The organism is Massilia agrisoli, assembly GCF_020831365.1.
In the GTDB taxonomy this organism is placed as follows: domain Bacteria; phylum Pseudomonadota; class Gammaproteobacteria; order Burkholderiales; family Burkholderiaceae_D; genus Telluria_A; species Telluria_A agrisoli.
The window spans coordinates 58956-71786 of record NZ_JAJHPV010000020.1 but is presented as its reverse complement, the minus strand read 5'-3'; the positions used below and the strand labels follow the sequence as shown (position 1 = coordinate 71786).

At 62.5% G+C, this 12831-nt stretch carries 13 protein-coding genes; 3 read left to right on the top strand and 10 right to left on the bottom strand.

Annotation, left to right across the window (positions count from 1 at the left end; genetic code table 11):
• Positions 1-70: 70 nt before the first annotated feature.
• Complete coding sequence (locus LMJ30_RS16935) at positions 71-829, bottom strand: 3-hydroxyacyl-CoA dehydrogenase (protein ID WP_229433608.1); 759 nt, start codon at positions 827-829, stop codon at positions 71-73.
• A 93-nt stretch (positions 830-922) separates the two neighbouring features.
• Positions 923-1363 carry a hypothetical protein gene (locus LMJ30_RS16930; protein ID WP_229433607.1) on the bottom strand — a complete coding sequence of 147 codons (441 nt, stop codon included), beginning with the start codon at positions 1361-1363 and terminating at the stop codon, positions 923-925.
• A 145-nt stretch (positions 1364-1508) separates the two neighbouring features.
• On the opposite strand from LMJ30_RS16930, the gene LMJ30_RS16925 reads away from it, so the two are divergent.
• On the top strand, positions 1509-2807 hold the full coding sequence (locus tag LMJ30_RS16925) for an acetyl-CoA hydrolase/transferase family protein (RefSeq protein ID WP_229433606.1): 1299 nt from the start codon (positions 1509-1511) through the stop codon (positions 2805-2807).
• A 13-nt stretch (positions 2808-2820) separates the two neighbouring features.
• Here LMJ30_RS16925 and LMJ30_RS16920 read toward each other — a convergent pair whose 3' ends face one another.
• The 8 genes from LMJ30_RS16920 to LMJ30_RS16885 form a co-directional block, all read right to left on the bottom strand.
• Positions 2821-3015 (bottom strand): DUF1059 domain-containing protein, encoded by a 195-nt coding sequence (locus LMJ30_RS16920; protein ID WP_229433605.1) that lies wholly within the window; start codon positions 3013-3015, stop codon positions 2821-2823.
• Positions 3016-3133: 118 nt separating this feature from the next.
• Positions 3134-5275, bottom strand: a complete 2142-nt coding sequence (locus LMJ30_RS16915) for a sodium-translocating pyrophosphatase (protein ID WP_229433604.1) — start codon at positions 5273-5275, stop codon at positions 3134-3136.
• Positions 5276-5462: 187 nt separating this feature from the next.
• Positions 5463-6119 carry an adenylate kinase gene (gene adk / locus LMJ30_RS16910; RefSeq protein WP_229433603.1) on the bottom strand — a complete coding sequence of 219 codons (657 nt, stop codon included), beginning with the start codon at positions 6117-6119 and terminating at the stop codon, positions 5463-5465.
• Positions 6120-6318: 199 nt separating this feature from the next.
• A complete protein-coding gene (kdsB, locus tag LMJ30_RS16905; RefSeq protein WP_229433602.1) occupies positions 6319-7077 on the bottom strand; it encodes a 3-deoxy-manno-octulosonate cytidylyltransferase in 759 nt (252 codons plus the stop codon).
• 1 nt (position 7078) lies between these two features.
• A complete protein-coding gene (locus tag LMJ30_RS16900) occupies positions 7079-7249 on the bottom strand; it encodes a Trm112 family protein (RefSeq protein ID WP_229433601.1) in 171 nt (56 codons plus the stop codon).
• The gene (lpxK, locus tag LMJ30_RS16895) at positions 7230-8264 is read right to left on the bottom strand and encodes a tetraacyldisaccharide 4'-kinase (RefSeq protein ID WP_229433600.1); all 1035 of its coding nucleotides are present in this window, start codon (positions 8262-8264) and stop codon (positions 7230-7232) included. Before lpxK ends, LMJ30_RS16900 begins: the two co-directional genes overlap by 20 nt.
• Before the next feature lie 33 nt (positions 8265-8297).
• Positions 8298-8750: an ExbD/TolR family protein gene (locus LMJ30_RS16890; RefSeq protein ID WP_229434016.1), complete on the bottom strand. Its 453-nt coding sequence runs from the start codon at positions 8748-8750 to the stop codon at positions 8298-8300.
• Entirely contained in the window at positions 8750-9355 is a 606-nt protein-coding gene (locus LMJ30_RS16885) for a MotA/TolQ/ExbB proton channel family protein (RefSeq protein ID WP_229433599.1), read from the bottom strand. Before LMJ30_RS16885 ends, LMJ30_RS16890 begins: the two co-directional genes overlap by 1 nt.
• Before the next feature lie 1183 nt (positions 9356-10538).
• On the opposite strand from LMJ30_RS16885, the gene xseA reads away from it, so the two are divergent.
• Entirely contained in the window at positions 10539-11900 is a 1362-nt protein-coding gene (xseA, locus tag LMJ30_RS16880; protein WP_229433598.1) for an exodeoxyribonuclease VII large subunit, read from the top strand.
• Between the two features lie 111 nt (positions 11901-12011).
• Positions 12012-12590 (top strand): superoxide dismutase, encoded by a 579-nt coding sequence (locus tag LMJ30_RS16875; RefSeq protein WP_229433597.1) that lies wholly within the window; start codon positions 12012-12014, stop codon positions 12588-12590.
• Positions 12591-12831 lie beyond the last annotated feature (241 nt).

Here is a 12831-nt window from a genome sequence, read left to right as displayed (position 1 = left end):
CCTCCTCCGGAATAAAAAAAAGGCGCGCGACCAGGGCCGCGCGCCCGATACTCTTGCAATGCTACATCAATTACTTGGGCTGCATGCGGATCGCACCGTCGAGGCGGATGGTCTCGCCGTTGAGCATGGTGTTTTCGATGATGGCCTTGGCCAGGTGGGCGTATTCGACGGCGCGGCCGAGGCGCGGCGGGAACGGCACCATCTTGCCCAGCGATTCGCGCACTTCTTCCGGCATGCCCATCAGCATCGGGGTCTCGAAGATGCCAGGCGCGATCGTCATCACGCGCACGCCGTTGCGCGCCAGGTCGCGCGCCATCGGCAGGGTCATGCCGGCCACCGCCGCCTTCGACGCGCCGTAAGCGCACTGGCCCATCTGGCCGTCGAACGCCGCCACCGACGCGGTGTTGATGATCACGCCGCGCTCGCCGGAGTCGCCCGCTTCGGTCTTGCTCATTGCGTCAGCCGCCAGGCGCGCCATGTTGAAGGTGCCGACCAGGTTGATGTTGACGGTGCGCTGGAACACGTCGAGCGGGTGCGGGCCATCCTTGCCCACGGTCTTGACCGCTGGCGCGACGCCGGCGCAGTTGACCAGGCCGCGCAGCGTGCCCATCGCGACGGCAGCGGCGACTGCCGCCTGGCCATCGGCTTCCGAGGTGACGTCGCACTGGACGAACTGGCCGTTCAATTCCTGGGCCAGCGCGGCGCCAGCTTCAGCCTGCACGTCGGCGATGACGACTTTGCCGCCCGCTTCCGTGATCATGCGCGCGGTGGCAGCGCCCAGGCCCGACGCACCGCCGGTAACGATGAAGACATTGTTTTGGATTTGCATGGTTTTCCTCAGAAAAGTTCTTTTTAACGTTTACGTAAACGTCAACCAACAGGATTGTAGCGAACTTTTGATTGGATCAACCGAAAACTGGCATTAAAAGCATTGCACGGTGTTGCCCGTGCGGGTGCAGCTGCGCCCGTTCTGGTCCAGCACCGTGTTGCCGACGCCGCCTGTATAGCGAGCGCCGCTGGTGTCGGTGCAGCCGCCGCCGTCGCAGCTGTTGACCTGCGACGGCATCGGCGGGGACGGCGCGGGCAGCGCGGGCGCCGGCTGGCCTGCGACGATCGGCCCGCGCGTCGTCAGGGTCGGGCGGTAACCGTCAGTAACGATCGGGGCCGGCGTGGGCATGCGCTCGATGCGTTGCTGCACCGAGCGGCGCTTGACCAGCGGCTTCTTCAGCTTTGACGGATCTGGCCGGAGCGGCAGCGCCTCTTGCGCCTTTTCCGCGGGCGCGGCCTGTTCCTGCGCCAGCGCGCCGCCGCCGGCGGTCGCCAGCGCGACAGACAGCATGGTTACGATGTTCGCGACTCTCATGGTGGCCTCCGCCTGCCTCGTGCGTATGCTGCCATTATTGCCCATGCGGCAGGCGCGCACGCGCATCGATACACATCGTAACAATGCAGGCAAGTAAGCGCGCGGTCAGCTTGGCGGGCTAGCATGGGCGCATAAGGAGACAGCAATGCAAAAACCACACGAGCAATACCAGGCAAAACTGTGCAGCGCGGAAGATGCACTGAATCACCTCCGCGACGGCGACATGATCATCGTCCCCACCGGCGTGGGCGAACCGCCCGCCCTGCTGACCGCCCTCTCCGGCCACCGCACCCGTTTCCACGACGTCAAGGTCGCGCAGATTTTGGCCATGCGCAAGTTCGGATATTTCGACCAGGAAACGTCGCGCCACGTGCGCCATGCGGCGCTGTTCTTCGGCGGCGCCTCGCGTAGCGCGGGGCAAGGCGGATGGTGCGACTTCATCCCCAACTATTTCTCCGAGATTCCGGTGCTGATCGAGCGCGGCCTGATGCCGTCCGACGTCGTGTTTGCGATGGCATCCCCGATGAATGAGCAGGGATTTTTCTCGCTCAGCCTCGGTACCGACTACACAATGGCGGCGCTCGCCAAAGCGCGCGCGGTGGTCCTTGAAGTCAATACCAACGTCCCGTTCGCGCATGGCCAGTGCCACGTCCACATCTCGCAGGTGACGGCGGTAGTCGAAAGCGAGGAAGCCATCCTGGAAGTGGGCCTGCCGAAGATCGGCCAGGTCCAGGAAGCCATCGGCAAATACGTGGCCGACATGATCGACGACGGCTCCACCCTGCAGATCGGCTACGGCGGCATTCCCGACGCGGTCGTCATGCAGCTGACGCACAAGCACGACCTCGGCATCCACACCGAGATGCTGGGCGACGGCATCCTGACCCTGATCGAATCGGGCGCGGTGACCAACCGCCGCAAGACCTTCATGCCGGGGAAGATGGTGGCCACCTTCGCGCTCGGATCGCAGAAGCTGTACAAGTTCATGCACCACAACCCGATGATCGAGATGCATCCGTCGAACTTCACCAACGACCCGTACATCGCCGGCCAGAACGACAATCTCATCTCGATCAACGCCAGCCTGCAGGTGGACCTGCTGGGCCAGTGCGGCTCCGAGAGCATCGCCCACCTGCCCTATTCCGGCACCGGCGGCCAGGTCGACTTCGTGCGCGCGGCAAACCGCTCGCGCGGCGGCAAGTCATTTATCGTGCTGCCATCGACGGCGAAGGAAAACAGCATCTCGCGCATTGTGCCGACGCTCACGCCCGGCACCCATGCGACCACCAGCAAGAACGACGTCAACTACGTGGTGACCGAATACGGCGTGGCCCAGCTGCGCGGCAAATCGGCCAAGGAGCGCGCGCAGGCAATGATCGCGATCGCGCACCCGGACTTCCGCCCTGCGCTACGCGAGGCGGCCAACAAGATGTGTGTTTTCTGAACGCGATGCTGCGTCAGGGCGGCGGCGTACCCTCGTGGATGGCTTGCCTGAGCTGTCCACGCAACTGCTCGTCGTCATGGTGCCCGTGCACCGCGACGGCGTGCTGGACGGCTGCCTCGATCAGTTCATTTTCGCTATCCGCGGCAATGGCAATGGAGCAGTGAGTCTCGCTGGGAACCTCACGGCAATCGATGAATTTGCGTCCCATGACACACCTCCTGCGATAAGGCATCTGGAGGTTTCAGTATAGGTGGCGCGGGTGGGAGTTCAAGCTGGCGCGGCCACGCCGTTCCCGCCCTCGGGACGGGAACGGCGTTCAATTGCGATTACTGCGCAGGAGCCGGAGCGGGCGCCACGACAGGCGCGTCCACCGCCGCTGGAACGATCGGGGCCGGGGCATGGGCTGCCGCAGGCTCGGTGACCGCAATCCAGCCGGTTTGCGGCAGCAGCGGCACCAGCAGCAGCGCCACGATGTTGATAATCTTGATCAACGGGTTCACCGCCGGGCCGGCCGTGTCCTTGTACGGATCGCCAACGGTATCGCCGGTCACGGCCGCCTTGTGCGCCTCGGAGCCCTTGCCGCCGTGGTTGCCGTCTTCAATGTACTTTTTCGCATTGTCCCATGCGCCGCCGCCCGTGGTCATCGAGATCGCGACGAACAGGCCGGTGACGATGGTCCCCATCAGCAGGCCGCCCAGCGCGGCAGGGCCGAGCAGCATGCCAACCAAAATCGGCACCACGACCGGCAGCAGCGATGGCAGCACCATTTCCTTGATGGCCGACGCGGTCAGCATGTCGACCGCCTTGTCGTACTCCGGCTTGCCGGTGCCGTCCATGATGCCCTTGATATCGCGGAACTGGCGGCGTACTTCGATTACCACGGCGCCGGCCGCGCGACCTACCGCTTCCATCGCCATCGCGCCGAACAGGTAAGGAATCAGGCCGCCGATGAACAGGCCGACGATGACCATCGGGTTCGACAGGTCGAACGAAATGTCCTGGCCAACGTCCTGCAGCGCGTGGGTGTAATCGGCAAACAGCACCAATGCGGCCAGGCCCGCCGAGCCGATCGCATAGCCTTTGGTGACGGCCTTGGTGGTGTTGCCGACGGCGTCGAGCGGATCGGTGATGGCGCGCACCGAGTCCGGCAGGCCGGACATTTCGGCGATGCCGCCGGCGTTGTCGGTGATCGGGCCATAGGCGTCGAGCGCGACGATGATGCCGGCCATCGACAGCATCGAGGTCGCTGCGATCGCGATGCCATACAGGCCGCCCATCTGGTAGGACGCCAGGATCGCGATACACACTGCCAGTACCGGATACGCGGTCGACTTCATCGACACGCCCAGGCCGGCGATGATGTTGGTGCCATGGCCAGTCGTCGAGGCTTCGGCGATGTGGCGCACAGGCTTGAATTCGGTGCCGGTGTAGTACTCGGTGATGTAGACCATCAGGCCGGTCAGAACGATGCCGACGACGGCGCAGCCGATCATCTTCATGCGCATCGCCTCATCGCCCCACACGATCCAGGTGACGGCGGCAAAGCCGATCAGCGACAGGATGGCGGCCCACCACAAGCCGGTGTACAGCGCCGACATGATCTTCTTGCCCGGCTTGGCCTTGACCATCGAGCAGCCCACGATGGAGCCGAGGATCGATACCGCGCCAAGCAGCAGCGGGTAGATCATGGCCTGGACCGCGGTGGCGTCCGCAAACACCAGTGCGCCAAGCAGCATGGTGGCGATCAGGGTCACGACATAGGTTTCAAACAGGTCGGCCGCCATGCCGGCGCAGTCGCCGACGTTGTCGCCCACGTTATCGGCGATCACCGCGGGGTTGCGCGGGTCGTCTTCCGGAATGCCGGCTTCGACTTTGCCGACCAGGTCGGCGCCGACGTCCGCGCCTTTGGTGAAGATGCCTCCGCCCAGGCGGGCGAAGATCGAGATCAGGGATGCGCCGAACGCGAGGCCGATCAGCGGCTCAATCGTGTCGTGCGGGGTCATGTCGCCGACGGCGTACATGGTGAGGTACCAGTAAAACAAGGTGACGCCAAGCAGGCCCAGGCCGACCACCAGCATGCCGGTGATGGCGCCGCCCTTGAAGGCGACGTTGAGCGCTTCGTTCATGCCCTTGGTAGCCGCTTGCGCGGTACGGACGTTGGCGCGCACCGACACGTTCATGCCGATGAAGCCGCAGGCCCCCGACAGCACGGCGCCAATCAGGAAACCGACTGCGGTCTGCATGCCCAGCAGGACGGCGATCGCAACGAGCAGCACCGCGCCGACAAGGCCGATGGTGCGGTACTGGCGTCCAAGGTAGGCGGCAGCCCCCTCCTGGATCGCCTGTGCGATTTCCTGCATCCTGGCGTTGCCAGGATCCTGCCTGAGAATCCAGCTACGCGACCATAGGCCGTAAATCACCGCGATGAAGCCACACGCTACCGCAAATACGAGAAAGCTCGCTGCCATAAAAGTCCCCTTGTTTTTCTAATCAAGTAACACAAAAACACATCCGAAAGACCGCTTACCAGTCAAACAACTGCGTGCTGCAAAACCTTGAAACTAAAAACCCGGAGACCTCGCGCAACTGCTGCTGCAGCGCGCTGGCTTCATTCAATGAGCATAAAAAAAGCGGACCAAGGTCCGCTTCGTTCGATTATTGGGACAGTGCCGCGAACGCGCGGTCGCGCACTTCCTCGACTGGACCTACGCCGGAAATCTTGCGGTATTTCGGCGCGCCAGGCTTGCCCGACTGGGCCCACTGGTTGTAGTAGCCGAGCAGGACTTCGGTCTGGTTGTGGTAGACGGCGAGCCGCTTTTTGACGGTCTCTTCGAGGTCGTCGTCGCGCTGCACCAGCGGTTCGCCGGTGATGTCGTCGACGTTCTCCACTTTTGGCGGATTGAATTTGGTGTGATACACGCGGCCGGAAGCCGGGTGCGAGCGGCGGCCGCTCATACGCTCGACGATCAGTTCATCGGGCACGTCGAATTCGAGTACATAGTCGACGTCGATGCCGGCGTCCTTCATGGCGTCGGCCTGCGCAATGGTGCGCGGGAAGCCGTCGAACAGGTAGCCGTTTTCGGTGTCCTTTTCCTTCAGGCGGTCTTTGACCAGGCCGATCATGATGTCGTCCGACACCAGGCCGCCTGCGTCCATCACCTTCTTGGCAGCCAGGCCAAGTTCGGTCCCGGCCTTGATCGCGGCACGCAGCATGTCGCCGGTCGAAATCTGGGGAATGTTGTACTTTTCCTTGATGAAGTTAGCTTGGGTGCCCTTGCCGGCACCTGGTGCTCCTAACAAAATGAGACGCATGAAAATTCCTAGACTGATTTAAATTTGATTATAGTTTTGGCAACAACTTCACATTGATGCATATCTGACTACCTTGGTACGAAACTTACCACAAAAGTCATTGAATAAGCCACTTTGGAAATGCTTTGCCATTTTTGATTGATCTGGCGCAGGCAGCGTTCATTTCTGTGCACTCAAGAAATGCGCATGCGCACAATGCTCAGGCCATTGTGGGGTAGTGCTGGCGCACGCGCACCAGATCCTCGGGCGTGTCCACGCCGGCCGCCGGTGCGCTGTCGGTAATGTGGACGGCGATCGGATAGCCATGCCACAGCACGCGCAGCTGTTCCAGCGCCTCGACGTCTTCGAGCGGCGACGCGGCCAGGCCCGGATAGGCCTGCAAGAAGGCGTTGCTGTAAGCGTAAAGACCGATGTGGCGCAGCGGCGCGTAGCCGGCGGGCAGCGACTCCTTCGACTGCGCGAAGGCGTCGCGGTGCCACGGAATCGTCGCGCGCGAGAAGTACAGCGCGCGGCCATGCTTGTCGAGCACCACCTTGACCACGTTCGGGTTGAAGCAGTCCGCGGCATCATGCAGCGGATGCGCGCAGGTGGCCATCGGCACGTCGGGCGAAATGCGCGCCGCGCAGGCGGACAACAGCGCCGGGTCGATCAGCGGCTCGTCGCCCTGCAGGTTGACCACGACTTCGCCAGGCGCGAGATCGAGCGCGCGCGCCACTTCGGCGATGCGGTCGGTGCCGGACGGATGGTCGGAACGGGTCATGGCAGCTTCGACGCCGTGGGCGGCGCAGGCAGCGGCGATATCGAGATGGTCGGTGGCGACGATCACGCGCGAGGCGCCCGACAGCGCGGCGCGTTCGGCCACGCGCACCACCATCGGTTTGCCGCCCAGGTCGGCCAGCGGCTTGTTCGGCAGCCGGGTCGACGCCAGGCGCGCCGGGATGATGACGGTGAAGCCCATCTTATTGCGGCTCGACCTTGCGCGCCTCGTCGGCCCACATGATCGGGATGCCGTCGCGGATCGGGAACGCGAGACGGTCGCCGCGGCAGATCAGTTCCTGCGCCTTTTTATCGTATTCGAGGGGACCCTTGCACAGCGGGCAGACCAGGATATCAAGCAGTCGAGCATCCACGACATTTCTCCACAATTTGTTCGGCCAGCGCGCGGTCAAGCTGCGCCGTCACCGGGACGACCCACAAACGTGGATCGTTGATCAGGTTTTCAATTTGCCCACATTTTACTGCATCCTTCTCGGTGATCAGGATGATGTCGGCGTCGACGCTGGCAAACGGGTCGTCGAGGAAGTCGTGGTGGTCGGGCAGCGGCAGCTCGGCAAACGCCAGGCCGGCGCCGCGCAGCATGTCAAAGAAGCGCTTGGGATTGCCGATACCGGCGGCGGCGGCGATGCGCTTGCCGGCCAGCGACGCCAGCGGCACGCGCGCGCCGCCGGCCAGCGGCTCGGCATATTCGCCCGCCAGGCGCATCTGGAACGGCTGCCCGCCGACGTCCGCGGCAAGTTGCGGCGTCAGCTGGGGCGTGTTAACCACCGTGAAATCGCGGCGCCGCCCGCGCGGCTCGCGCAGGGGCCCGGCCGGCAGCAGCCAGCCATTGCCGACGGCGCGGCCGTCGAACAGCAGCACTTCGACATCGCGCTGCAATGCGTAGTGCTGGAGGCCATCGTCGGCAATCAGAACGTTTACGCCGGGATGCGCCGCCAGCAGCGCCAGCCCCGCCTCGGCGCGCTTGCGGCCCACCACCACCGGGCAGCCGGTGCGGCGCGCCATCAGCAAAGGCTCGTCGCCCACTTCCTGCGCGTTCGAGCCGATCGTGACGGCGCGCGCTGCGCCTCCCTCCCCGCCATGGCCGCGCGAGATGATGCCCGGGCTAAAGCCTGCGTCGCGCAGCGCCCCGGCCAGCCAGATCGTCAGCGGCGTCTTGCCGGTGCCGCCGATGAAGATGTTCCCGACCACGACCACCGGCACCGGCAGGCGCGTCGAGGCCAGCACGCCGGACCTGAACAGGCGCACGCGCAGCGCCGCCAGCGCGCCGAACAGCAGCGACAGCGGCAGCAGCGCGCAGGCGAGCGGGCCGCGGCGCAGCCAGGCGCGCGTGAGCGTCGATTCGAGGGAAGGTTTAGTGTGGGGCATGCGAACAGCGGGCGAAGTGCTTCGCCCGCGTTACTACTTTTTGGTGCCCGTCTGGGCGGCGAAGGTCAGCTTGTCGTAGCCGGCGATGCGCGACGCTTCCAGCACGTTGATGACCATCTGGTGCATCGCGAACTGGTCGGCGTTGACGATGACGACCGGGCTTTCCGCAGGCGTTGCGAGCGGCTGGCCGTCCGCGCCGGTGCGGGCGGCGTTCTTCAGCTCTTCGGCCAGGCCGGCCACGCTGTGGAACGACACCGGCACGTTATTGACGGTGTAATTACCCTTGGCGTCGACGGTGACGTTGATCTCGAACGGCTTCTCCAGCGCCTTCTCGGCGTCGGCCGTCGGCAAGGTAATCTGCAGCTCGGTGAACTTGCTGTAGGTGGTCGTCACCATCAGGAAGATCAGCACGACCAGCAGCACGTCGATGAACGGGATCAGGTTGATCTCGGGGTCTTCGCGGCGCTGGCCGCGGCGAAAGTCCATCATTTGCGGGCACCGTGCACGATGTCGACCAGCTTCACCGACTGCAGCTCCATGTCGATGATGAAGCTGTCGACCAGCGCGCGGAAGTGGCGGTAGAAGACCAGTGCCGGCATGGCGATAGCCAGGCCAAAGCCGGTGTTATACAGGGCGACCGAAATGCCGTGCGCCAGCTGCGCCGGGTTGGTGCCGGTGGCGTTCTGGGCGCCGAAGATTTCGATCATGCCGACCACGGTGCCGAACAATCCCATCAACGGCGCCAGCGAAGCGATGGTGCCAAGCGTGGTCAGGAAGCGTTCAAGCACGTGGGCGACGCCGCGCCCTGCTTCCTCGATCGACTCTTTCATCACGTCGCGCGGCGCGTTCACATTGCGCAGGGCTGCCGCGAGCACGGTGCCGAGCGGCGAATTCTGCTCGAGCTTTTCGACGACGTCCTTGGTGATCTTGCCATTATGGTAGACGCGCACTACCTCGTCGAGCAGCTGCGGCGGAAGCAGCTTTGCGCGGCGCAGGTAGATCAGGCGTTCGATAATCAACGCCAGGGCGACGACGGAGGCGATCAACAATGGCCAGATAGGCCAGCCTGCAGCTTGAATAATGGCGAGCAAAACAAACTCCTGAGAAGAAAAAAGCCGGGGTGAGACAACCCCGGCAATGTAACGTGTTGCCAGCAAGACGGCAAGTACGGTTACGCACAGCTTTTGTGGATAAGATTGTGCGCAAGCAGGCATGCATATACCTAAGCCCATGATTTCAATAGGAATTATCGTATTGATCAAAATCAAGGCAGGGTGGAAAAGGCAGAGGAAGAAGCCCGACGAGGAATACTTCGCGCGATTGGTTACGGGGCTTATCCCCAGTTGCAAACAGAATCTGTGGATAAAATTGTGAGCAATAGGGCGCGCACGATTGCAAGCCACTGATTCAAAACAAGAAATTCAATCAGCTTAAAAATATGGCAGGATTTCCTGTTGAGCTGAAATCATGACTCGTCCACATTTTTGCACATTTACTGTGGATAAAATTGTGAGCAATGCCCTTCCTCACCGCGCAAGTCGTTGATTCCAAAGAACAATCTCCCACCGATTAAAAAATACGCAGCGTGATGCCCTGTAGGTGACAGATCGGCCTGTGGGTTTCTTCACATTTTTTGTGGATAAAATTGTGAGCAAGCTGCCCGTTGCGCGCCAAGATCGTTGATTTGAAACAGCTTTCTTTCCTTGCGTAAATTGTATGCAAGGCGGGTTTTGATCCGCTCATGGCCCCGTTTGGTGACCCGCAATCGTGCGATACAGGCCGTTTTTCCCGCGCTGGGGACCTCTCGCGCTGTTTTGCACACCTTCTGTGGAGAAGACTGTGTGCAAGCCCCCAAACACTCCGTAAGCCCCTTGTTTTTAAAGGAAAATCTGTCGCCGCTTAAAAATACGGCAGTGGATAAACCAGGCCCCTGGCGCCTCTGGACGGGTGTTTCTGCACACCTTCTGTGGACAACACTGTGCGCAATCAAATTGACAAACCGGTAAGTCTTTGATTCGCAAAGGATTTCTTTCCTGCGCTCAATTTTTCAGCACGGAAATGCTTTCCGGACCGGCCCGACTTCCCCACACATTCTGTGGATAACTTTGTGCGCAATTCGCAGGGAGCGATGCAAAGTCCTTGATCCGTAAAGGTTTTTGTTCGATGCAGCAATTTGAGGCAGCGGATAACTTCTTTGAAAATCAAATACTTAAGCTGATATCTTGATACCATGTCGGCTTTGCGACAAAAGCATCAGATAGATTCGTCCGAGCCATGCAAACCATTCCCGACGCCGACCCAGGCTACGCTGCCCCGCCCGTCCTGACCGTGACCGCGCTGAACGCGCAAGTGGCGCGCCTGCTTGAGCGCAGCTTTCCATTGACATGGATTGGCGGCGAGATCTCCAACTTCACGCGCGCCAGTTCGGGGCACTGGTACTTCACGCTCAAGGATGACGCGGCCCAGGTGCGCGCCGTGATGTTCCGCGGGCGCGCCCAGTTTGCAGGCTTCATTCCGCGCGAAGGCGACAAGGTTGAAGTGCGCGCGCTGGTCACCTTGTATGGCGCGCGGGGCGACTACCAGATCAATGTCGAGGCGATCCGCCGCGCAGGCGTCGGCGCGCTCTACGAAGCCTTCCTGCGCCTGAAGGACAAGCTGACCGCGCAGGGACTGTTCGACCAGGACCGCAAGCGCGCGCTGCCGATGTTCACGCGCTCGGTCGGCATCGTCACCAGCCCGCAGGCGGCGGCGCTGCGCGACGTGCTGACGGCGCTGCAGCGGCGCGCGCCGCACTTGCGCATCGTGCTCTACCCCGCGCCGGTGCAGGGCCAGATGGCGGCGCAAAAGATCGCCGACGCCATCGCCATTGCCTCGCACCGCGCCGAAGTCGACGTGCTGCTGGTGGTGCGCGGAGGCGGCTCCATTGAAGACCTGTGGAGCTTCAATGAAGAAGTGGTCGCGCGCGCGATCGCCGGCTGCAGCGTGCCGGTGATCTCCGGCGTGGGGCACGAAACCGACTTCACGATCGCCGACTTCGCCGCCGACATGCGCGCCGCCACGCCCACGGCGGCGGCCGAACTGGCGGCCACGCCGCGCGCCGACTGGATGGCCTCCCTGTCGGGCGACGCCACCGACCTGCGGCGCGCGATGCGGCGCGCGCTGGCGGAAGCGAACCTCAACCTCGACAACTACACCCGCCGCCTGCTCAGCCCATCGGCGCAGATCGGGCACCAGCGCCTGAAGGTGGTGGCGCTGTCGACCGCCCTCACCCATGCGGTGCGCGCGCCGGTCAACCGCCACGGCTTCGCGCTGGCGCAGCTGCGCGCGCGCTGGGCGCGCCACCGTCCCGACGTACGCGCGCTACGCGCGGAACTCGCATCGCAGCAGCGCCACTGCGCGGCCAGCATTGCCAGCCAGCTGGGGCAGCGCCGCGATGCGCTGGGCGCGCTGGCGGCCCAGCTGGAGCTGCTTAACCCGCAGCGCACGCTGGAACGCGGCTACGCCATCGTGCGCGACAGCCGCGGCAAGGTACTGCGCTCGCCGGACGACATCCAGGCGCGCGAAGCGCTGACGGTGAGGCTGGCCGAGGGTACTGCCGAGGTCGGCGTAGCGAGCGTGCAAAAGGTGCTGGAATAGCCCCATCCTTTTTGCCGGCGCGAAGCAATGTGCAATGAAACCTGAGACGAATTACAATAAGCGTCGTTTCTGAAGAAATAACGCATTTCCAAATCAATAAAGGACAACAACATGGAACATACACTGCCGGCACTGCCATACGCGATGGACGCCCTCGCACCGCACATCTCGCAGGAAACGCTTGAGTACCACTACGGCAAGCATCACCAGACCTATGTAACGAACCTGAACAACCTGATCAAGGGCACCGAGTTCGAAAACATGTCGCTCGAAGAGATCGTCAAGAAGTCGAGCGGCGGCGTGTTCAACAATGCAGCCCAGGTATGGAACCACACCTTCTACTGGAACTGCATGAAGCCGGCAGGCGGCGGCCAGGCAACTGGCGTGGTTGCTGACGCGATCAACGCCAAGTGGGGCTCGTTCGACAAGTTCAAGGAAGAATTCACCAAGTCCTGCGTCGGCAACTTCGGTTCCGGCTGGACCTGGCTGGTCAAGAAAGCGGACGGTTCGGTTGACATCGTCAACACCTCGAACGCCGGCACCCCGCTGACCACTGGCGACACCCCGCTGCTGACATGCGACGTCTGGGAGCACGCCTACTACATCGACTACCGCAACCTGCGCGCCAAGTACGTTGAATCGTTCTGGGGCCTGGTCAACTGGGACTTCGTCGCCCAAAACGCCGCTTAAATTCCAAGCGTGCCTCCAAAAAAATCCGCTCCGGCGGATTTTTTTTTCGCCAACGTTTCCCAATTCGGGGTCAGACCACACTGTTCTGGAATATTCCAAAAAACCTGTTGTCTGACCCCGATTTTGCGCCAACGTTTCCCAATTCGGGGTCAGACCACGCCTGTTCTGGAATCTTCCAAAAAACCTGTGGTCTGACCCCGATTTTGGAAACTGTTGCTCACCGACTCAGCTTTGTCATCAA